The sequence below is a fragment of the Lentzea tibetensis genome (assembly GCF_007845675.1).
GTDB lineage: Bacteria > Actinomycetota > Actinomycetes > Mycobacteriales > Pseudonocardiaceae > Lentzea > Lentzea tibetensis.
The window spans coordinates 135,535-157,461 of the sequence record NZ_VOBR01000003.1 but is presented as its reverse complement, the minus strand read 5'-3'; the positions used below and the strand labels follow the sequence as shown (position 1 = coordinate 157,461).

At 69.4% G+C, this 21,927-nt stretch carries 18 protein-coding genes; 12 read left to right on the top strand and 6 right to left on the bottom strand.

Features of this window, described 5'->3' with window-relative positions; translation table 11 throughout:
* Complete coding sequence (locus FKR81_RS45580) at positions 1–129, bottom strand: hypothetical protein (protein ID WP_268891521.1); 129 nt, start codon at positions 127–129, stop codon at positions 1–3.
* Positions 130–146: 17 nt separating this feature from the next.
* Here FKR81_RS45580 and FKR81_RS04965 point away from each other — a divergent pair, with 17 nt between their 5' ends.
* The 3 genes from FKR81_RS04965 to FKR81_RS04955 are packed head-to-tail and all read left to right on the top strand — an operon-like array spanning position 147 to position 2,614.
* Positions 147–878, top strand: a complete 732-nt coding sequence (locus FKR81_RS04965) for an alpha/beta fold hydrolase (protein WP_186762778.1) — start codon at positions 147–149, stop codon at positions 876–878.
* Positions 879–900: 22 nt separating this feature from the next.
* The gene (locus FKR81_RS04960) at positions 901–2,247 is read left to right on the top strand and encodes an MFS transporter (protein ID WP_146349731.1); all 1,347 of its coding nucleotides are present in this window, start codon (positions 901–903) and stop codon (positions 2,245–2,247) included.
* 4 nt (positions 2,248–2,251) lie between these two features.
* Positions 2,252–2,614, top strand: coding sequence for a hypothetical protein (locus tag FKR81_RS04955; RefSeq protein WP_146349730.1), 363 nt, complete (start codon positions 2,252–2,254; stop codon positions 2,612–2,614).
* Positions 2,615–2,677: 63 nt separating this feature from the next.
* Here FKR81_RS04955 and FKR81_RS04950 read toward each other — a convergent pair whose 3' ends face one another.
* Positions 2,678–5,926: a S8 family serine peptidase gene (locus tag FKR81_RS04950; RefSeq protein ID WP_146349729.1), complete on the bottom strand. Its 3,249-nt coding sequence runs from the start codon at positions 5,924–5,926 to the stop codon at positions 2,678–2,680.
* 367 nt (positions 5,927–6,293) lie between these two features.
* Between FKR81_RS04950 and FKR81_RS04945 the strand changes: the two genes are divergently transcribed.
* Positions 6,294–7,295, top strand: a complete 1,002-nt coding sequence (locus tag FKR81_RS04945; RefSeq protein ID WP_235921302.1) for an aldo/keto reductase — start codon at positions 6,294–6,296, stop codon at positions 7,293–7,295.
* A gap of 64 nt (positions 7,296–7,359) precedes the next feature.
* Here FKR81_RS04945 and FKR81_RS04940 read toward each other — a convergent pair whose 3' ends face one another.
* Positions 7,360–7,860, bottom strand: a complete 501-nt coding sequence (locus tag FKR81_RS04940; protein WP_146349728.1) for a DinB family protein — start codon at positions 7,858–7,860, stop codon at positions 7,360–7,362.
* Positions 7,857–8,702, bottom strand: coding sequence for an ADP-ribosylglycohydrolase family protein (locus FKR81_RS04935; RefSeq protein ID WP_146349727.1), 846 nt, complete (start codon positions 8,700–8,702; stop codon positions 7,857–7,859). Before FKR81_RS04935 ends, FKR81_RS04940 begins: the two co-directional genes overlap by 4 nt.
* Positions 8,703–8,739: 37 nt before the next feature.
* Here FKR81_RS04935 and FKR81_RS04930 point away from each other — a divergent pair, with 37 nt between their 5' ends.
* From FKR81_RS04930 to FKR81_RS04905, 6 genes are all read left to right on the top strand, one after another.
* On the top strand, positions 8,740–9,363 hold the full coding sequence (locus FKR81_RS04930) for a dihydrofolate reductase family protein (RefSeq protein ID WP_146349726.1): 624 nt from the start codon (positions 8,740–8,742) through the stop codon (positions 9,361–9,363).
* Positions 9,364–9,400: 37 nt separating this feature from the next.
* Entirely contained in the window at positions 9,401–10,093 is a 693-nt protein-coding gene (locus FKR81_RS43315; protein ID WP_186762777.1) for a hypothetical protein, read from the top strand.
* Between the two features lie 428 nt (positions 10,094–10,521).
* Positions 10,522–12,177, top strand: a complete 1,656-nt coding sequence (locus FKR81_RS04920) for an FAD-binding dehydrogenase (protein ID WP_146349725.1) — start codon at positions 10,522–10,524, stop codon at positions 12,175–12,177.
* A gap of 73 nt (positions 12,178–12,250) precedes the next feature.
* A complete protein-coding gene (locus FKR81_RS04915) occupies positions 12,251–13,063 on the top strand; it encodes a S1 family peptidase (protein ID WP_146349724.1) in 813 nt (270 codons plus the stop codon).
* Between the two features lie 79 nt (positions 13,064–13,142).
* The gene (locus FKR81_RS04910; RefSeq protein ID WP_186762776.1) at positions 13,143–13,898 is read left to right on the top strand and encodes a S1 family peptidase; all 756 of its coding nucleotides are present in this window, start codon (positions 13,143–13,145) and stop codon (positions 13,896–13,898) included.
* Between the two features lie 63 nt (positions 13,899–13,961).
* Positions 13,962–14,504: an NADPH-dependent FMN reductase gene (locus FKR81_RS04905; RefSeq protein ID WP_146349722.1), complete on the top strand. Its 543-nt coding sequence runs from the start codon at positions 13,962–13,964 to the stop codon at positions 14,502–14,504.
* Here FKR81_RS04905 and FKR81_RS04900 read toward each other — a convergent pair.
* Entirely contained in the window at positions 14,478–17,651 is a 3,174-nt protein-coding gene (locus tag FKR81_RS04900) for an NACHT domain-containing protein (protein WP_146349721.1), read from the bottom strand. The genes FKR81_RS04905 and FKR81_RS04900 overlap by 27 nt on opposite strands.
* A gap of 295 nt (positions 17,652–17,946) precedes the next feature.
* On the opposite strand from FKR81_RS04900, the gene FKR81_RS04895 reads away from it, so the two are divergent.
* Positions 17,947–19,980 carry a putative bifunctional diguanylate cyclase/phosphodiesterase gene (locus FKR81_RS04895; RefSeq protein ID WP_186762775.1) on the top strand — a complete coding sequence of 678 codons (2,034 nt, stop codon included), beginning with the start codon at positions 17,947–17,949 and terminating at the stop codon, positions 19,978–19,980.
* 55 nt (positions 19,981–20,035) lie between these two features.
* A complete protein-coding gene (locus tag FKR81_RS04890) occupies positions 20,036–20,854 on the top strand; it encodes a S1C family serine protease (protein WP_146349719.1) in 819 nt (272 codons plus the stop codon).
* 49 nt (positions 20,855–20,903) lie between these two features.
* Here FKR81_RS04890 and FKR81_RS04885 read toward each other — a convergent pair whose 3' ends face one another.
* Complete coding sequence (locus FKR81_RS04885) at positions 20,904–21,803, bottom strand: hypothetical protein (protein ID WP_146349718.1); 900 nt, start codon at positions 21,801–21,803, stop codon at positions 20,904–20,906.
* Positions 21,804–21,927 lie beyond the last annotated feature (124 nt).

The following is a 21,927-nucleotide window of genomic DNA, read 5'->3' as shown; positions in this document are numbered from 1 at the left end:
TCAGAGCACGGCGGACACCTCGGCGCGCCCGACGACCGGCGGGCCCTCCATCACCGCGACCTTGGCGCCGACATCGGCCGTCAGCCACCGGACCGATGCGCACGCGACCGGTTCCTCGATGTCGTTCACCGCAATATGGTCGCGGAGTGGACTTCGTGATCGCGCACGGCGTGCAGACCACCGCCGACCACTGGGCCGAGGTGGCGCGCAGACTGCCCGGCCGCGTGCTCGTACCCAACCGCCGCGGCCGCGCGGACAGTCCGCCCATCGGCCCGGACTACGAGCTGCGCACCGAGGTGGACGACCTGCACCGCGTGCTCGACACCACCGAGCACCCGTTCCTGGTCGGCCACAGCTACGGCGGCCTGATCGCGTTGCTGGCCGCCGCCGAACGCGACGACCTGACGGCGCTCGTCCTGTACGAACCGGTGGTGCCGGTCGACGGGCCGTTCGCCCGCGAGCCGCTGAAGGCCATCACCGAAGCGCTCGACGCGGGCGACCGCGACAAGGCGTTCGAGATCGTGTCCATCGAGCTCATCGGTGACTCGCCGCGGTACGCCGAGGCGTTCCGCACCCGCAACCCGGTGGGTTGGTCAGCGATGCTGGAGCTGATCGACAGCACCCGCGCCGAGATCGAGGCGCTGGACCGCTTCCGCTACGACCCTGCGGTGCTGGAGAAGATCACCGTCCCGACGACGGTGCTGCTGGGCGAGCGGACCGATCGGCCGGAACTCGTCTACGGCCGGGCTGCCCGCAGCTTGACCCGAGAAATCGAAGGCGCGGAGCTCGTCATGCTCCCCGACCAGGGCCACATCGCCCACCTCACCGCACCCGACCTGCTGGCCGACACGATCACAAAGTTCATACAACACCGGTAACCGAAGCGGCACACTGTGTCACATGATGACGGGGGATCAGGTCGTTCAGGGCCTGCCGTGGAAGTGGCGCGCCCAGGGGACGATCTTCCTCATCGGCGGCCTCGGCTTCCTGTTCGACGCGTGGGACGTCACGCTCAACGCGTTTCTCATCCCGCTGGTCGCCGAGGAGTGGGGGCTGAGCCTCGCCGAACGCGGCTGGGTGGGCACGGCGAACCTGATCGGCATGGCGGTCGGTGCGTTCGGCTGGGGTGCGATCGCGGACGTCGTCGGTCGCAAGAAGGCGTTCAGCCTGACGCTGCTGATGTTCTCGGTGTTCACCGTCGCGGGTGCGCTGAGCCCGGACTTCGTGACGTTCTGCGTGTTCCGGTTCCTCGCGGGTGTCGGGCTCGGCGGGTGCATCCCGGTCGACTTCGCGCTGGTCGGTGAGTTCACGCCCGCCAAGTACCGGGGGCGCGTGCTGGCCGCGATGGACGGGTTCTGGCCGCTCGGCGCGACGTTGTGCGGCATCGTGTCGGCGGCTCTGCTGCCGTTCGACAACTGGCGGCTGCTGCTGCTCACCATGGTGCTGCCGGGTCTGCTGCTGTTCTGGGTGCGCAGGTCGGTGCCCGAGTCGCCGATGTTCCTCGTCCTGCGCGGACGGCAGGCGGAGGCCAAGCAGGTCATCGACGACCTGGTCACCAGGACCGGCGCGCCGAAAACCGAGTGGCGGCTGCCCGACCCGCAGACGGCGCCGCGCCTCTCCCCCGGCACGATGTTCAAGCAGCTCAAGGAGATCTGGCGGTTCGACCCGCGCCGCACGGCCGCGCTGTGGCTGCTGTTCCTCGCGGTGTTCCTGCTGTACTACGGCGCGGTGACGTGGCTGCCGAGCATCCTCAAGCAGCAGGGGCTCGGCACGTACGCGGCGTTCATGGTGACGACGCTGACGGTGGCGGTCGGCATGGTCAGCGCGCTCATCGCCGCCTGGCTGGTCGACGTGTTCGGGCGCAAGTGGGTCATCGGGGTGTCCGCTCCGCTCGCGGCCGTGGCGCTGGTGATGTTCGCGCTGCAGCTGAACGTCGAGACGTCGGCCAAGGTGTGGATCACGCTGTACGGGTTGCTGATCCAGATCGCGATCCCGGCGCTGTACGCGTTCGCGCCCGAGCTGTACCCGACCGAGCTGCGGGCCAGCGGGTTCGGGTGGGCGTCGACGGTCAGCCGGGTCGGGGCCGGGCTCGTGCCGGTGCTGTTCGGTGCGCTGCTGTGGCCGCACCTCGGGCTACCGCTGACGTTCGCCGTCATCGGTGGCGTGGTGGTGCTGGCGGTGGTGGCGATGGCCGTCGCGATACCGGAGACGAAGCTGCAACCGTTGCGGGTGAGCGTTCCGTCCTAGGCGCATGAGAAGAGCACTCGTCGCCGCGTGCGTGCTCGCCGTCGCGGGCTGTGGTAGCAACGGGGTACCGGCAACCACCCCGGAGGTGACGTCCGTGCCGCCGTCGATCAACAAGAGGTACGTCGCACAGGCCGAAAAGGACGGTGCGAAGAGCGTGACGCTCCTGGTGTCCGTCAAGGCGGGCCAGCAGGAGGCCGTGGAGCAGGCGCTGCGCGAGCTCGGCGCCGCCGTCGAAGCGCAGGACCCGCGGATCGGCTACGTCAAGGCCGAGGTGCCCATCGGGAAGGTCGACGCCGTGCCGAACCTGCCCGGTGTGTCCAAGGTGGACGTCGACGAGCCCATCAACAACCGCCTCCCCGAGCCGTGAACGCCGTGAGGGGAGCTTTGCCGGCGCCCAGCGCTGGCGAAGCTCCCCTCATGGCAATCAGAACTAGCTGACCGACTGGACGATCACGGCACCGCGGCCGACGACGTCGTTGCCGGACGTGCGCACCTCGAGCTCACCGCGCAGCACGCGGCCCGCGCCGGGCTGGCCACCGGCGGTGATGACGCCCGCGACGTTCCACGAGGCACCGGCCGGACGGTCCGCGTCGGCGTCCGTCACGGACAGGCTGCCGAGCGAAGCCGCGGTGTAGACGTCGAAGTAGTCGTACTCCGTGGTGCCCGCGGGCACCGCGTAGCCGTCCACCACGACCTTCCACGCACCCGCTGCCGGGTTCGCGATCGTCACGGACTCCTCGGAGTCACCGTCCGCCGACGCACCGGCCTGCACGCAGGTCCCGGTGGTGCAGTTGAGGACGATGAGGTCGAGGTCGGCGGCCACGTCGGTCGTGTTGCCGATCGTCGCCGTCAGCGACGAGGAACCCGGTGCGACGGTGACGTCGTAGACCTGCTGCGCCAGGTTCGCGATCGACGGACGAGCCGTCTTCGCACTGCCGACCGCACCGCCCACGAGACGGCCGGTGAAGGCTGCCTGCGAGTTGGTGACGGTGTAGGCGCGGTTCACCGGCACGCCGAGCTGCGCCGATGCGATCACGTCCGGGTTCGGGCTGATGGTCGTGCCCAGCACCGAGGCCGTGACCTTGTACGGAGCGGCGTCGGCGTCCGAGGTGCGACGCGCCTCGACGACGATCTCCCACACACCCGGCATCGGGTTGGTCAGCGTGCGGCTGGTGGCGGTGCCACCGGCGCAGCCTGCTCCGGCGTCGGGGTTGTAGCAGCTGGTCGACGCGGTGCTGTCGAGCGGAACACCCTGCGGGGTGAAGCGCAGGAAGCGCACCTGGCCCTTGCCGGCCTCAGTGCCACCGGCGGCCAAGTCGATCTTCAGCGCGCTGGTGCCCTTGGGCACGTTCACGAACAGGCTCGTGCCCTTGTTGCGGCCGACCGTGCCGGACTTCGACACCGCGAACTTGTTGGCGGCGGAGAAGTTCTCGGTCGCGAACACGGAGTTCAGCGTCTGCACGTCGACACCCGGCGTGTTGCTGTCGTTGAGCTCCAGCACCGCGGAGTGCACACCGGCCGACTTCGGCTTCACCTTCACGGCGAAGGTGACGGGCTGGTTGAGCGGCAGGCGCACCGTCTTGTCGGACGTGAACGTGCCGTCGTTGCCCTTCCACTTCACCGAGTAGCTGATCGACTTGTTCGCACCGGTGGTGCGGGTCAGCGTGTAGGTGCGGGTGTACTCCTTGCCCGCCTCGACGCCCTCGCGGTCGTGGATGCCGACACCGACGTTCGGGGTCGCCAGCAGACCGGACAGCACCGTGCTCACCGGGACGGCCGTCTTGACGGCGTTCGGCGCCGGGTTCTTCTTGAGGATGTCGTACGCGGCCGGGGTGTTGAACAGACCGGCGCCCTGCTCGTACGCACCCAGGTTCGGGATGTACGTGGCGCTGGACTGGATCGCGTAGCGCAGCGCGCCCGAGGTCGGGCGCTGGCCGTTGTGCGAGGCCTTGTACGCGCCGACGAGCAGCGCCGCGGCACCGGTCGCCTGCGGGGCGGCCATGGACGTGCCGTTGAACATCGAGTAGCCGGCGGGCAGGGCGTACGTGCCCGGCAGCGGACCGCCGGCCTGCCAGCGCGGCGTCGTCGAGATGGCCGAACCGGGCGCGATGATGTTCGGCTTGAAGCCGCCGTCCTCGGCCGGGCCGCGCGACGAGAAGCCGTGCAGGTTGTGCTTGTCCTTGGTGACCGAGCCGTAGTTCGAGAGCCAGGTCTCCTTGGTGATGTACGAGCCGACGCTCACCGCGTCCGTCGCCACGGACGGGTCGCCGACGGTGTTCGCACCGGCGCCGCTGTTGCCCGCGGAGATGAACAGCTGCACGTTGTACTCGTTGATCGTGCGGTTGTAGAGCTCCGCACGGGCGTTGTTGCCGTCGTTGAGCGCCGGCAGGCCGCCGATGGAGATGTTGACGACGTCGGCACCGTTGCGCGCGGCGTAGAGGACGCCGTCGATCAGGCCGGAGCTGGTGCAGGACGGCGTCGAGAGGCAGACCTTGACGGCCATCAGCTTCGCGCCGGGGGCCGCACCGGTCATCTTGCCGTCGAACAGCTTGTTGGCCGACGTGATGCCCGCGACGTGCGTGCCGTGCGCGGCGGCCGCGATGCCCAGGTTGACGTACGGCGTGCCCGCGGTGTCGTAGATCGAACGGTCGGTCTGCACGACGAAGGCGACGCGGTCGATCACCGGGGTGGCGGGGTTGTCGGTGCCGAAGTAGCCGACGTCCTGCTTGACCTTGTAGTCGAGCATCCGCTTCTGGTTGGTGAAGTTGCCGTCACCGTCGAGGTCTACGAAGACCTCCTTGGTCTGGATGTCCTGCAGCACGCCGAACGCGTCCGTGCGGTCACCGTCGCGGTTGATGTCACCGCCGATCTCGCTGGCCGCGGTGCCGAGGTCACCGGCGGTCTCGCGGAAGAGGCCGAACGAGTACGGGCCACCGGTCGACGGTGCCGTCCACTCGCGGCCGCCCTCGGTGAACTTGCCGACGCGGCCGGTCTTGGTCATGGCGACCCAGGTGCCGTCGCCCGAGGTCACGCCGTTGGCGTTGTACCAGTCGACCACCTTGCGCTCGCCGGTGGTCGTCGTCGACAGCGCGGGGCTGTCGAGGTCGATGCCGGTGTCGAGGATGGCGATCGTGGTGCCGCGGCCGTCCCACTTCGGGTGCGCGTCGGTGAACTGCACGGCCTGCGTGTCACCGATGGGCATGTAAGGGTTCTTCTTGGGCGTCTTCGAGTCCGGCGCCTTCTGCGGGATCGGGTCCTGCACACCGTCCGGCTTGGGCTCGTCCCGCGCGATCAGGCCGTCGACGTCGACCGAGCTCACGGACTTCAGCTTCGCGGCCTTCTCCGCGTTGTCGCGCGGAATGGTGACCTTGACGTAGTCGACGTCCTTCTCGGTCTTCTGGACCGTGGCGCCCAGCGCCTTGAGGTCGTTGATCGCCGCGTCGGTCTTGCCGTCCTCCGCGGCGACCAGGAGGTCGACCGTGGCCTTGCCCTGAGCGGTCGCTTCGGCGACCAGTTCGCGGTCGTGCTTGTCGAGCTGCTTGTCCGCCTCGTTGGCGGCGGAGGTACCCGTCTGCGCGAGAGCGGAAGTGGCGGCGAAGCCGAGGCCCGATGCACCGAGCACCGCGGCCAGCAAGGCCGCTCCGGTGCGGTGTCTCCACCGAGACGTTGTGTTGATCACGGCGCAAACCCTTCGTGGGGAAAGAATGCGAGTAGCACATCTCTCCGGGCTTGGGCGATCAATCAGACAGGTGGAGCAACGTTGAACTCCACATTGGACTGTCTGGCGGCTTGTGTTGGCACGCCTGAAACGCTGCGCGTGGTTAGAACGCGCATCCCTCTCACAGTCAAGGGCTGATGGGCGGGAATGTCAACCTGCTGTCAACGGTGAACGTGCATTAACCGTAACGGAATCGACGCTACTCGCGATTGATTCATCGCCGCCACTGCTCGGTCCGAGCAGTTATTTGTGTTGGACAGGTTCGAACCACGCGGCGAGTCTGCTCGTGAGATGTTGTGAAAGACGTTCACGATCAGAGGAGCTCGCAGTGTCCCTGCCCACGAGGCAACTCGGCAACACCGATCTGCACATCACCCGAGTCGGCTTCGGCGCATGGGCCGTCGGTGGTGGTGACTGGGCCTACGGCTGGGGTGAGCAGGACGACGCCGAGTCGGTCGCCGCGATCCGCTACTCCGTCGAGCAGGGCGTCAACTGGATCGACACGGCCGCCGTCTACGGCCTCGGCCACTCCGAGGTCGTCGTCGCCCGCGCGCTCGCGGACCTGCCCGCAGCCGACCGCCCGCTCCTGTTCACGAAGTGCGGCCTCGTGTGGGACGAGGAGAACCCGCTCACGCCCCCGGCGCGCATCATGAAGCCCGCGTCCGTGCGGCGCGAGGTGGAGGACTCGCTGCGGCGGCTGGACGTCGAGACGATCGACCTCTACCAGGTGCACTGGCCCACCGAGTGCGGCACGCCGATCGAGGAGTACTGGCAGGTGCTCGCCGACCTCAAGTCGTCGGGCAAGGTCCGCTGCATCGGTCTGTCCAATCACGACGTTCCGGCGCTCGACCTGGCCGAGAAGGTCTCGCACGTCGACTCGCTGCAGCCGTCGTTCTCCGCGATCGAGCGCAGGAACGCGGCGGAGATCGCGTGGTGCGCGGCGAACGACACCGGCGTGATCGTGTACTCGCCGATGCAGTCCGGCCTGCTCACCGGCGCCTTCTCCGCCGAGCGCGTGGCGGCGCTGCCGGAGAACGACTGGCGCCGCCAGTCCGGCGACTTCGGCAAGGGTCTCGCCGCGAACCTCGCACTGACCGACGCACTTCGCCCGATCGCGGAACGGCACGGCGTCGAGCTGGCCGCGGTGGCCGTGGCGTGGACGCTCGCGTGGCCCGGTGTCACGGCCGCGATCGTCGGCGCGCGCCGTCCGGCGCAGATCGACGGCTGGCTGCCCGCCGCGGCGCTGGAGCTGACCGCCGACGACCTGGCCGAGATCACCGCCGCGATCGAGCGGACCGGTGCCGGCCGGGGTCCCGTCAGCCCCGAGTAGTCCCTGGTCAAAGGTCGTGAGTGATCAGGAGTGCCACAGGCCTCCTAATCACTCACGACCTTTGTCAGGCGCGCTTGTGGTCGCCGGTCGTGCCGTCGATCAGCTCGCGCAGGATGTCCATGTGGCCCGCGTGCCGCGCGGTCTCCTCGATCATGTGGATGAGCACCCAGCGCAGCGACACCTGGTCGCCGGACCACGGCGTGCCGACGGCCTCGACGTCCAGCTCCGCGATCACCTCGTCGGCGGCGGCACGAGCCCGCGCGTAGAACGCGAGGACGTCCTCGGTCGTCTCGTGCGGTTCCACGCGGAAGTCGGCGTCCGGGTCGTCGGGGTCGAACTCGGGCTTGTCGAACGGCTTGCCGAACGTGTCGCAGAACCAGCCGGCCTCGACCCACGCCAGATGCTTCACGAGCTTCAACAGGCCCAGCCCCGACGGCGTCATCGGCCTGCGCAGGTCCTCGTCGGACAGTCCGTCCAGCTTCCACACCACGGCGTCGCGGTGGCGCTCGAGGCTCACGTGCAGGCTCTCCTTCTCGCCGCCCGTGAACGGCACCCGTCGCGTCATGGCCGCACGGTAGCGAGCAGCGCGTCGTCGAGCCGAACCAAGTACGCGCGGCCGAACTCGCCGTCCTCCAGGTCGTTCACCAGCGCGTCCGGCAGGTCCTGAACGACCTGGGCCGATCGCGACGCGGCCGCGAGCGCGATGGTCGCGACCGTGTCGACGTCGCCGGTGTACGCGACGCACGTCCGCAGGATCTCGCTGAGCGACCGGCCCGTCGTCAGCGCCGTGAGCGCGGCCCGGACGCTCATCCAGCCCTTCGAGCCGACCTTGCCGTGCCACGGTTTCGCCCACTGGGCGCCGAGGACGCCGGCGACCCAGTTCTGCGTCTCGGCGAACGGGCCGAGCTCGTGGTGGCAGTAGTGCACGGCGAGTGCCGCGGCCTGCGCGGCGGAGATGCCGAGCGGGGTGTCGTGCGTGACGCGGGCCTGGACGGCCGCGTGCTCGAGCACGGCGGCGACGTCCGGCAGCAGCCCGATCGGTGCGGCGCGCATGGCGGCACCGCTCTTGTCGCTGTCCGGCCTCATCCGCTCCAGGAACGCGGCCCCGTCACGCGTTTCGCGCAGGAACGCGTGGAACCGGCCCGCGTAGCCCGCGCGCGGGTCGCGGTGGAACACCTCGACGAACTTGTCCGCCAGCACGCGCGGCGTCCACGGCTCACCGGTGATCAGCAGCTCGGCGAGCGCCAGCGTCATCTGGGTGTCGTCGGTGTACGCGCCGGGCGCGATGTCGGGGTGCGTGGGGTGCTGGACGTACCGCTCCAGCGTGTTGTGCTCCGCGACGAACGACGGGTCCGCGTACTCGAAGCACGCGCCGTACGCGTCGCCAACGGCAAGTTCGACCATCATGCGATGAGTTTCGCCGACGGCGGTGGTCTACTCGGACATGAACTCAGTCATCAGCAACATCGGGATCTCACTCGACGGCTTCGTCGCGGGCCCGAACCAGAGCGTCCAGAACCCGCTCGGCGAGGGCGGGGAGCGGCTGCACGAGTGGATGTTCGGCACCGGCACCTGGCGCGGGGACGGCAGCCCGCGCACGGCCGACGACGACGTCGCCGACGAGATCGTCGGCGGCATGGGCGCCTTCATCATGGGCCGCAACATGTTCGGCGGCGGCCGCGGGCCGTGGGAGGGGACGTGGCGGGGCTGGTGGGGCGAGAACCCGCCCTACCACGGTCCCGTCTTCGTGCTCACCCACCACGAACGCGAACCGCTGGAGATGGAGGGCGGCACCACGTTCTTCTTCGTCACCGACGGCGTCGAGTCCGCGCTGAAGCAGGCTCGGGCCGCGGCGGGAGACGCGAACATCTCCGTCGCGGGTGGCGCGAAGGTGGTCCAGCAGTTCCTGGCGGCCGGGTGGCTCGACGAGCTCAACCTGCACGTCGCGCCGATCGTGCTGGGGTCGGGCGAGCGGCTGCTGGAGAACGTCGGGGACCCCGTTCTCGAGCCGGTGCGGGTGATCGCCTCCCCGAAGGTGACGCACATCCGGTACCGGGTTGTGCGGTAGGCATGCCGGAAGCCGCACGACGCGCTAATTTGCGCGCATGGACCTGGACCTGGTCGCCGACGAGATCTACGGGCTGGCGCTCAAGGAGTTCGTGGCGGTCAGAAACCAGCGCGCCCGCGAGGCGTCCGACAAGGACCTCGCGAAGGCGATCTCGGACCTGCGCAAGCCGACCGTCGCCGCGTGGGCGGTGAACCTGCTCGTCCGCGATGCTCCGCCCGAGCTGGAGCAGGCGCTCGGGCTGAGCGAGGCGAAGCTGGACGTGCGGGAGCTGGGGCGGCGGCGCAAGGAGCTGCTGGAGGCGTTGACCTACCGGACCTTGGAGCTCACCGGTCCGCTCGCGGAGGCCGTGCTGGAACAGGTGCGCGCCACCATCGGCGCCGCGATGGCCGAGCCGTCGCTCGCGGAGGCCGTGCGCGAGGGCCGGTTGACCAAGGCACTGGAGTACTCGGGGTTCGGTGCCGCCGAGGTGTTCGCGCCCGTCGTGCCCGCCGGTGAGGACGCACTGGCGCGCAAACGCCGGGAGCGGCGCGAGCGCAAGCTGGAGGAGGCCGCGGCGGCGCTGGAGGAAGCCGACGACGCGCTGCGCGAGGCCAAGACGATCGAGGCCGCCGCGCAGCGGTCGTACGACCGGGCCGTCGAGCACCTGGACGAGGCCAAGCGCCAGGTGCGCGCGGCCACCAAGGCGCGCACCGCCGCCGAACGCAAACTGGCCGAGATCCAATCCGACTGAAGGTGCCGCTGAGGGCCCGGAACTGTCGGTGCCGGCTGGGAGAATGAAAGCAGGGGACCCCCTGGCGGGGACGCCTGCGGAAGCACGCACGTGCCAGGCACCGGCATGGTGTCGGTCACATCGGGCAAACACCCGAAGCCGCCCGGAACACGCGTGGCTCGTTGTACGTTCAACTAGTGGTTGCCCGCGGTGCTGGAGCACGGTGCCGGGATTCGCGCTGAAACTACCCCCAGTCGGCGCGACGCCCGTGTCCGCCGCCGCCGAACGCTCGCGCGCGGGACAACCAGCCGTCGGCCGACCGGTTCCCCCCTCTCCGGGATCGGCCGACGGCGCCCCAAACCGACTCCCACCAGGCCCGGCGCGCTGGAACCAAATCTGAAACCTATTCAGGTCTCGTGCGTGACCAGCGGTGGATCTAGACTCGCGCAATGGCACATGACGCGGATGTCATCGTCGTCGGCGCGGGCCTCGCTGGCCTGGTCGCCACCGCAGAGCTCGCTGACGCGGGCCGCAGGGTGATCCTGCTCGACCAGGAACCGGAGGCCTCACTCGGCGGCCAGGCGTTCTGGTCGTTCGGCGGTCTCTTCATGGTCGACACACCGGAGCAGCGCAGGCTGCGCGTGAAGGACTCGCACGACCTGGCGCTGCAGGACTGGTTCGGCAGCGCCCAGTTCGACCGCGAGGAAGACCACTGGCCGCGGAAGTGGGCCGAGGCGTATGTGGACTTCGCCTCCAGCGAGAAGCGGTCGTGGCTGCACGCGATGGGCGTGCGGTGGTTCCCGTTCGTGCAGTGGGCGGAGCGGGGCGGCTACCTGTCCGACGGCCACGGCAACTCGGTGCCGCGGTTCCACGTCACGTGGGGCACCGGCCCCGGCGTCGTGGAACCGTTCGAGCGCCGGGTGCGCGAGGGCGTCGCGAAGGGGCTCGTCACGCTGAAGTTCCGGCACCGGGTCACCGAACTGTCGACGACGGGCGGCGTGGTCGACGGGGTCAAGGGCGAGGTGCTCGAACCGAGCGACGCGCAGCGCGGTGAGCCGAGCTCCCGCACCGTGGCGGGCGATTTCAGCCTGTCCGCGCAGGCGGTGATCGTCACGTCCGGCGGCATCGGCGGCAACCACGAGCTGGTGCGCCGCAACTGGCCGGAGCGCATGGGAACGCCGCCCAAGCACATGCTGTCCGGCGTCCCGGACCACGTCGACGGCCTGATGCTGGAGGTCGCGCAGAAGGCGGGCGGCGAGATCATCAACGCCGACCGCATGTGGCACTACCCCGAGGGCATCGCGAACTACGCACCGATCTGGAGCAGGCACGGCATCCGGATCCTGCCCGGCCCGTCGTCGCTCTGGCTCGACGCGGACGGCAAGCGGCTGCCGATCCCGCTGTTCCCCGGATTCGACGCGCTGGGCTCGCTGGAGCACATCACGACGCACGGCCACGAGCACTCGTGGTTCGTGCTCAACAAGCGGATCATCGGCAAGGAGTTCGCGCTGTCGGGCTCCGAGCAGAACCCGGACCTCACCGGCAAGGACACGCGAGCCGTGCTCAAGCGCGCGCTGCCGGGTGCGGTCGCGCCGGTCGAGGAGTTCGCCAAGCGCAGCAAGGAGTTCATCCAGGCGACGACCGTCGCCGAGCTCGCGAAGGGCATGAACGCGCTCACCGGCGACGACCGGATCGACGCCGCCGCACTGGAACGGATGATCGTCGAACGTGACCGCCAGGTCACCGCGGGACTGAGCAAGGACATGCAGGTCAACGCGATCCGCGCGTCCCGGCACTTCCTCACCGACAAGCTGGTCCGCGTCGTCGAACCGCACCGCATCCTCGACCCGAAGGCCGGCCCGCTGATCGCGGTGCGGCTGTCCGTGATCACCCGCAAGACGCTGGGCGGGCTGCACACCGACCTGTCGTCGCGGGTGCTCGGCGCGGACGGCAAGCCGGTGCCCGGCCTGTACGCGGCCGGCGAGGCGGCGGGCTTCGGCGGTGGTGGTGTGCACGGCTACCGCGCGCTCGAGGGAACGTTCCTCGGCGGCTGCCTGTTCTCCGGCCGGGTGGCCGGACGGTCCGCGTCCGATCAGGTGACCTGACGCAGAAGATCGAACTGAGACGCATCCGGTCACGTTCCTCGCGCACTTCCCTGCTTGCGAGAGGAACAACCGAATGCTGTTGCGAAGTGGAATCGCGCTGGCGGCCGTGCTGCTCGGACTGACGGGCACGGCCGTCGCGGATCCCGGTGACGGTGACGTGTCGACGCAGGTCGTCGGCGGCACCCGAGCATCCACAAAGGACAACCCGTTCGCCGTCTTCATGGTGTTCACCGGCAAGATCACACCCATCTGCGGCGGCTCGATCGTCGCACCGAACAAGATCCTCACCGCCGCGCAGTGCGTGGACGAGGGCGTCACCGGACCGAAGCCCGTTCCGCCGGGCTCCCGCCAGATCGTGGCCGGTCGCGACGACTTCCGCAGCACAACAGGCACGGTCGCGAACATCACCAAGATCGTGCTGCACGAGAAGTACGACGGCATCTCGTTCGACTTCGCGGTGCTGACGCTCGACCGCAAGCTGACCCAGAAGCCGATCCAGCTGGCAGGCGCACTGGACAGCGGCCTGTACAAGCCCGGCAAGAACGCGACCGTGCTCGGCTGGGGCGACACGACTGAGGACGGCGAGACCTCGCAGTTCCTGCTCAAGGCGTCCATCCCGATCCTGCACGACGCGGACTGCACCAAGTTCTGGGGCAAGGACGACGAGGGCGTCGACATCTACGACAAGAAGTCGATGATGTGCGCGGCCCACAAGGGCGGCAAGATCGACGCCTGCCAGGGCGACTCCGGCGGCCCGTTCGTCGCGGGCGGCAAGCTCATCGGCACGGTGCAGTCGGGCATCGGCTGCGCCCGTCCCAACTCGCCCGCGATCTACGGCCGCGTCTCGACGGTGAACGCGTGGGTGAAGCAGCAAATCTTGTACTGAACCAAATGAAAGCGCTCTCCGTGTCGTAGTCGTGCGCTTACTCTCCGGAATCCTTCTCGCGTCGGCCGTGCTGCTCCCCTTGAGCGGCACGGCTGTCGCCGATGACGAACCATCCACCCAGGTAGTCGGCGGGACGAAAGCATCCACAAAGGACAACCCGTTCGCGGTTTTCCTGACCAGGCCGGGCAAGCGGAACAGCTTCTGCGGCGGCAGCATCGTCGCACCGAACAAGGTCCTCACCGCCGCGCACTGCGTGGAGGAGGGCGGCAAGCCCGACGACCCGGCGACGGTGAACGTCGTCGCGGGCCGTGATGACGAACGCACCGACGCCGGTGTGGTCGCCAAGGTGAAGAGGCTGGCGGTGCACCCGAAGTACGACGGCTTCGGCCCCGACTTCGCCGTGCTCACGCTGGACCGCGTGCTGCCGTACAAGCCGATCTCCTTGGCCACCAGCAAGGACAGCGGCCTGCAGCAGCCCGGCAAGCAGCTGACCGTGCTCGGCTGGGGCAGCACGCAGAAGGCGGGCGGCGGCGAGTCGCCGCTGCTGCTCAAGGCGAAGCTGCCGGTCGTGCCGGACAAGTCGTGCCTCACCTTCTACGGCAAGGACGACGAGGGCATCGACGTCTTCAACCCGAAGCAGATGATCTGCGCCGGTGACGTCGATGGCAACCGCGACTCGTGCTTCGGCGACTCGGGCGGCCCGTTCGTCGCGAGCGGCAAGCTCGTCGGCGTCGTGTCGTTCGGCCCGCCGCAGTGCGCGCAGCCCAACGCCCCGGCCGTGTACGGCAAGGTCTCCTCCGAGGAAACCTGGATCAAGCAGCAGATCCTGTACTAGTCAACCGCTTTCACTGCGTGGACGCGGGTTGACGACTTCTCCCGACACCGGTGTGCTGGGCCCATGACCCAGATCGGTGTACTGGTAGGCAACCCGCGTCCGGCGTCACGCACCTGGCACGCGGCACTCGCACTGCGCGACGCCGTGCGCCAGGTGCTCGACCACCCCGTCGCGGACACCGGCCCGCTGGTCGACGCGGCCGACCTCGCGCTGGAGGTCTTCGTCCCCGGCGGCGAGAAGGTCCGTGCCGCGCTGGACGAACTGGCTCGCGCGGATGTGCTGGTCATCGCCTCCCCCACCTACAAGGCCACCTACACGGGACTGCTCAAGGCAATGCTCGACCAGGCGCCGTCAGGCTGGTTGCGCGGCAAGGTCGTCGTCCCGCTGCTGGTCGCGGCGGCGGACCGGCACGCGCTGGCGGTCGAGCTGCACCTGCGGCCGTTGCTCGTCGAGCTGGGCGGACTCGTTGCGGGACAAGGCATCTTCCTCAACGAGTCGGTGCTGTCGATCTCGGCGGAGGACCTCACCGCGAAGCTGGTCGGCCACCTCGACGCGGCCGCGTTGAACGCGCTGGTGGCCTCACAGCCAGCGCACCCCGTCGGCTAGCCCGACGGACCGCATGGCCCACTGCAACCGGGTGTAGAGCGCGGGGTCGGCTTCGGCGATCTTCTCCAGGAGGACGCCGTGGTTGAGGAAGGCCACCGGATCCGCGAGGTACTGCACCCGGCACAGGTCGTCTTCGAGGCCGAGCTCGATCAGCCGGACGAGCGCGCGGACGGCGACCAGCGCAGGGGCCTCCAGCTCCGCCCAGGCCAGGATCCGGTTGAGTGCGTCGAACACCACCGCCGGGTGTTCGACGCGTTCCAGCAGCAGCATCGCGACCTCGGACAACGGACCGGGCGCCGTGCCGTAGTGCAGTCCAGCGAACAGCGCGAGCAGCGCGACGTCCGTCGACACGGACTCGTCCTGGGCGATCAGCCGCAGCAGGAGCTCCCAGTACCGGTGCACGTCCGTGATCGCGAGCAGGCACGCCTGGTACTTGGCGTTCCTCTCCTCGGAGTCCGCCGCGTTGCCCGCCCACGCGTCCATCAACAGGTGCACCGGTGAGACGAAGTCCCTGCCGGAGGGCGTGGTGCGGTTCATCGACTGCCCCAGCGCGTAGGACACGGGCAGCACCGCGTGCGCGGCCAGGTCCAGCACGCCGGCGCCGTGGATCGTGTTCTCGTGGATCAGGTCACCGGTCTCGGTGAAGTTGATCCCCCTGGCGTGCCCGAAGGCGAAGTCACGGCCTTCACCACGCCTGACGTCCACGCGGGCGGCGAACGCCGACCACTCCTCCGCGGACATCTGCGAACGCCACAGGTAGGTCAGGCTCGCCCACTCGCGCACCCGGTCACCGTCACCGAGGTCGGTCGACCGCAGCTCACCCCCGATCACGACGATCAGCAGCGCCAGGTTCGCGGTGTACGCGGCGATCCGCCCCGGCACCGTCATCGGCCTCGGCGAGTAGCGCGGGTACCCCGCGTCCGAACGCGGTAGCTGCGCCGCCCGCAGCAACCGCACCAGCAGCAGCCGCAACGCGTCTCGCTGCCTCCGCTCGAGCCCGATCGAGAGCTCCCGCAGCGCCGTCATCACCGGCGCCCGAGTGGTGAGGGGCGCGAACGACAGGAGCGCGTGCAGCAGGCCGTCGTCGCACCGGCCGTCGCCGAAGGGTGACGAGGGTGCGGCGAGGTCGCGTTCCGCCAGGTCGCAGAGCACCTGGTGGATGAGCCGCGCGACCAGGTACTCGCCGAACGTCGCGTGCAGGAACTCGTAGGTCTGCAACGTCGCGTCGTCGCGGGTGGCGCACGCCTCGTGCACGAAGAAGAACCGGCCCAGCACCAGCTGCGCCGCGGTGAGGTGCGCGCGCACGCCCCGCTCGGGCTCCGCGGCACCGAACAGCGCTTCCAGGTCCTCGTTCAGCGAGGTCTCGTCCACCCACTGCGCACCGCGGTTGAACATGGCGAAGGCGACGATCGAGAGGTACCCCAGCTCGCGTTCGACCCCGCGCTCGATCTCCTCGTCCGGCAGCGAGCTGCCCTGCCTGGACACCTCCCTGCGCGCGAACCGGCGCAGCAGCCCCTCGTACAACGTCGAGCGGCTGAGCAGTCGCGAGCCGTCCGACAGGACGTTCCCCTCGAGGTCGTACAGGGCGAGCATGAACAACAGCAGCGGCTGCTCGGCCAGATCGGCGTGCTGGAGGACCACGTCCGCTTCGAGCGGGTGCAGGGCGTTGGCGCGGAAGTAGTCCCCGTTGGCCGTGTTCCAGCCCGCCAGCCAGTGCGCGACCTGGGCCTCGCCGAACGGTTCGAGGCGCAGCGCCGTGGTGCCCTCGGGGACACGCGCCCGGTGCGCCACCGCGATGCGGCTGGTGACCACGACGATCACCGCGCGCCCCTGGGTGCGTTCGCGCCGCTGGAACTCGCTGATCTTCGTCAGGTAGTCCGACCGGCTGACCCCGGTGGCCTGCAACAGCTCGTCGAACCCGTCCAGCAGCACGACGGGGACGGCCTGGCCAGCCGACCGGGCGAGTGAAGGCCAGTCGATGCGCTCGCCGGTCGCGTCCCGGATGGCGTGCTCGATCTGCTCCTGCACATCCGCTTCGGCCGGAACGTCCCGCAGCACCACGCGAATGGGCAGGAAGTCGGAGGCCGGCAGCAGCGCCGCCACCATCTTCGTCAGCACCGACTTGCCCGAACCCGGTTGTCCCAGCACGACCAGCGGTGCCGAGACGGCGCGCGACGAGGTGAGGTACCCGGCGAGGAAGTCCTGGATGTCGTCGCGCCGGGGGACGGCGGCCCACCACGAGTCGAACGAGATGTCGTCCTCGCGCGTCACCTCCGCCACCTTGAACAACGGCGCGACGTAGGCCTGGCGCAGCGGCGGCACCACGAGATCACGCGGCAGGTCACCGGTTTCCACCAGCGGCCGGTCCAGCACGTCCGCGTACGCCTTGGCCAGGCCGGAGCGCCGCGCGTCGGGAACGTCGCCGCTGGCGACGCTCTCCAGCAGCGCGCGCAGGTCGTCCAGCCTGCTGCGGGTGGCGGCGTGCTCGTGCAGCGACGTCCACACCGAGAACTCGGGGCAGTCGAGCGCGAGCTTGCGGTACATCGCCTCGTACCGGGCGACCGCCTTGCCCGGCAGCTCTTCGGACACCGAAGAGACGAACGCCTGCCTGCGCCGCGCGTCGAGCTCGTCCCACCCGGCCAGCCCGCTGACGAACGAGAGGAAGCTGCCGACGCGGGCGCGGTACTGCACGCCCAGCGCCGCCACCAGGTCGGCGAACGGCCACTCGGCGCTGGGCTGGGGCGTGTCCCAGCGCAGCAGCTCGCCGACGAGGTCGACGGTGCGCGGGAACTGGCCGGGCGCGGACGTCATGACACCGAGCTGCTCGGGACGCGTGAGCCCGACGTCGACGGGGAGGGAGAGGTCGGCCAGCGCGTCGAAGAACGCCGTCACCACGATGATGCTGTGCGCGGCTTCCAGCAGCTGCGTGCGGTCGAGGCGCGACATGCCCTGCACGCGCGTGCGCACCGTGCGCACGAGGTCCTTGCCGAGCCGGACGACCTCCGACCGCGCGTCGATGAGGTTGACGCCGCCGGTGAGGAGCACCCCGGCGGAGGACAGCCGGTCCACCAGCTTGGCGGCGTCCGTGTCGCCGCCCAGCAGCTTGACGGCGTCCTGATAGCTGAAGCCGGAGCGCATTCTGGCCATGTCGTTCGACAGTACCGGGAAGTGATCACCCATTTCGCGGGCCGCTGTGATCGGGGGCACAAACAGCCCGTTTGACGTTCACGCTCATGAATTGCATCCGCCCCGGTTGGACAGGACCGCCGTGATCAGTAAGCTCGTGGGGCAGCACACCCGCAGTGGTGGTGTGAGCAGTGTTTTTCACTCGTTCGGCGGAATCTGACGGGTGGAGATCGCAAACTCGTATCGATCGCCGCGCGGCGATCGATAGAGCGGATCAAACAGGGTCCACACGAATGGCCACCAGAGCTGAATGAACATGGTCGACAGCCGAGAGCCCGCCGTTCGCTGGGCGGCGGCGATCTCCAGCACCCTCCTCGTCAACCTGACGCGCCCGCAGCTCGAAGAGCTGCTGATGGGGTATGTCGACGCGCTGCTCAAGGACGAGCCGGAAGCCGCCCGCCAGGTCGGCCGCTCGATGGTGGAGCACGACTTCATCTCCTCGTCGACGATCGAGGAGTCGATCCGCTTCCTCGGTGAGCTGACCCCGTTGCGCCCCGCGCTGCTCGGCGCGCTCGCCGCCGGCTACGCCGAGGCGCTGCGCGACCGGACGCTCGACCAGCAGGAGATGAGCCGCCAGGCCGCGATGCTCACGATGAAGCGCGCGGAGGAGGTCGCCCGCGCGGGCGAGGCCAAGTTCCGGGCGATCTTCCGCGCGTCCGGCTTGGCGATCGTGGTCAGCGCGCTGGACGGCCACATCGTCGAGTTCAACGACGCGCTGCTGACCCTCGTCGACTACGACGAGTCCGACCTGCGCGCGATGCTCGGACGCGAGCTGCTGCACCCGGACGACCGCCAGTCGATGGCCGAGATCGCCGAACGGCTGATGTACTCCGACTCCGACCACGTGCGCGTCGAGAAGCGGCTGGTGCGCAGCGACGGCGAGATCGTCACGGCGCTGCTGGCCGTGTCGCTGATCCGCGAGGACGACGGCACACCCGCGCACTTCGTCACCATGATCGAGAACATGAACGAGGTGCGCGCGCTGCAGACGCAGCTCGTCAAGCAGTCGCTCAACGACATGCAGACGGGCCTGCCGAACCGGTCGCAGTTCCTCGGCTGGCTGGAGGGCGCGACCGGCACCAAGGGCCCCGAGACGCTGGCGCTGGTGCAGATCGACATCGACGGCTTCCGCGTGGTCAACGACGCGTTCGGCCACGAGGCGGGCAACCGGGTGCTGATGTCCACCGCGAACCACCTGAGATCGGTGTTCGGCGAGATCGGGCAACTGGCGCGCATCGGCGAGGACGAGTTCGGTGTGCTGATCAAGAACCCGGCCGACGTGCGCAGCGTGATCGCACTGGTCGAGGACTTCACCAGCCGCCTCGAAGAGCCGCTCTGGGTCGGCACCAGCGGCATCGGGGTCACCGCGAGCGTCGGCATCGTGGCCCGCCAAGCCCGTGGCAGCGACGCGGCGCACGTGCTGCGGGCGGCGGACGTGACGGTCGGCTGGGCCAAGCGGGACGGCAGAGCGCAGTGGGCGCTGTACGACCCGACCCGCGACAAGCACGACAAGGAACGCTTCACGCTGGCGGCCTCGATCCCCGGCGCACTGGAGGAAGACCAGTTCCGGGTCGACTACCTTCCGGTGTACTCGTTGCGGGACAACAGGATCCTCGCCGTCGAGGCCAAGCTGACCTGGGACCACCCCGAACGCGGCGTGCTGTCCTCCGAGGAGTTCCTCGGCATCTCCGCCGACACCGGCATGATCGTGCGACTGATCCACTGGGCGCTGAAGCGCGCCTGCGCGCAGGCGGGCGAGTGGTTCGCCGAACTGGGCGAGTCGACACCGGTGCTGAGCATCGACCTGCCGCCCCGCGTGTGCCAGGAACCCGAGCTGGTCGCCGAGGTCGCGCGGGTGCTGGAGCAGTCCGGGCTGCCCGCGACGCTGCTGCGGTTCGAGCTGCACGAGAACCTGCCCGCTTTGCTGAACGACGAGCAGATCGACGAGCTGACGATCCTCGCGGAGCGCGGCATCCAGCTGGTGCTCGACCAGATGGGCGGCGGCAACGTCGGCGTCGACAAGCTGCGCCAGCTGCCGCTGACGGGCGTCAAGTTCACCGGTGCCGTGGTGCACGGGCTCGACGACGGTGCCAATCGGGTCGACGAGACCGCCTCCGTCGCCCTGCTGGAGTGGTCGAAGGTGCTGCGCGTACCGCGGCTCGCCGAGGACGTGCGGACCGCCACCGAAGCACGCAGACTCGCCGAGCTCGGCGTGTCCGGCGGACAAGGCCCCTACTTCGGCGCCGCACTCACCGCCGACGAGATCCACGCACTGCTCGTGGGTTCTTAGCCAGTCCCCTGGCAATCCTCAGTCTGCTCACATCTCGGACGGCCACAGTGGAGCCATGACCGAGAAGAGCTTCCCCGCGATGAGCGGATCACTCGTCGAGACCGTCGAGCCTGCCACGCCGAAGTTCTGGCGTCGTCGCACGGCAGGTGTGGTCACCGCGGCCGCGCTGGTCGCCGGACTGTTCGGTGGTGTCGCAGGCGCGGTGATCGGCGGTGACGTCGCCACGCCGGCGGCCGCCACCGCACGGACCGTTGCCGCGCAGTCCACTTCGGACATCTCCGCGATCGCGGACAAGGTGCTGCCGAGCGTGGTGCAGGTGAACCTGCCCAACGGCGTCGGCTCCGGAGTCGTGCTGAGCGCCGACGGCCGCATCCTCACGAACAACCACGTGGTCTCGGGCGCGCAGGAGGTGAGCGTGACGTTCAACGACGGCAAGACGGCGCAGGCCACCGTGGTCGGCACCGACCCGTCGTCGGACCTCGCGGTGCTCCAGGTGTCCGGGGTCAGCGGGCTGACGCCCATCACGTTCGCCGACTCCGACGACGTGCACGTCGGTGACGCCGTCGTGGCCGTCGGATCGCCTTCGGGGCTCCAGGGCACCGTGACGTCCGGCATCGTGTCGGCGCTGGACCGCAAGGTGACCGTGCCCGGCGAGACGCGCCGCTCCTCGGTCAGCTACCAGGCCATCCAGACCGACGCGTCGATCAACCCCGGCAACTCGGGCGGGCCGCTGGTGAACTCCGCGGGCCAGCTGATCGGCATCAACTCGGCGATCTACTCGCCGTCGAGCGGCGCCGGTGAGGCGGGCAGCGTGGGCATCGGGTTCGCGATCCCCAGCAACCAGGCCCAGAAGATCGTCGACCAGCTGTCGTAGGTAGGTCGTCGGGGGCGCCTTTCACGGAGGCGCCCCCGACGGAACCCGCTCACTCGTCGGTGAGCGCGCCGGTCGTGCCGCGCCGCAGCTGCACGACCTTGGTGGTTTCCTTGGACACCGGAACGTTGTAGTTCGGGTCCTGGGCACTGGCTCGCGTGTAGACCTCGGCCTTGCCGCGCTGGAACGGCGTGGTGCCCGCCGGCTCGGCGGACGCGGTCCACGGGACGTTCTCCCCCGGCTTGCACGCGACCTGCGTCGAGTAGTTCCCCTTGATGATCACGTTGTTCTTCACCTGGGTGACCGTGCCCGCCACGGTCGCGGAGACCGGCACGGAGCAGGTGACGGTGCCGGACACGACGGCCTTCCCGTTGACCGGGTTGGCCTTGCCCTCGTCGTTGATCGCGGGCCCCAGCGCCAGCTCGGCGGGTGCGGGCGCGTTGGCGATGTGCACCTCACCGCGCAGGGCCGCGTCCCAGTGCTCGCAGTGCTGCTCGTAGGTCGCGTCGAGCTTCTCGACGTAGCCGTGCGGCCCCCACTTGACGTTCTGGACGGTGAACGTGCCGCTCAGCTCGTTGCAGCCGCGACCGTTGCCGCTGAGGCTCAGGCCGGGACCGGCACCCTGGAACGGGTACCGCGTCGCACCCTCGTAGGTGCGGGCCGTCAGCTCCTGCCCCTTCGGCGCGGCGAGGTCGAGATACCACCAGTCGCCCTGCACACCGTTGACGCGCACACCGACGTAGTTGCGGTTCTCGCCCGCGTTGACGGTCAGCTCGTCGCCGTTGGCGGGCGAGTACTTGTACGACCCGCCTCCGGTGATGTAGTCGCCCGGATCACCGGAGAACACCAGAGATCCGCTGGTCACCGGCTGCGCGCCGGCCGGTGCGACGGCCAGCAGTGCGCACCCGGCGGCCACGCCTGCGAACACGACGACGCGTTGAAGAACCCTCATTGCCCCCATGAACTCCCCCGGATGTGGTGGTCAGGGCGCCCCCAGACGCCCCGCACCAAGTAGTACCGAGAGCTCCCGGCCGAGTGTTCCGCCGGGCGGACGTAATCTGCGGTGTCCTTCAGGG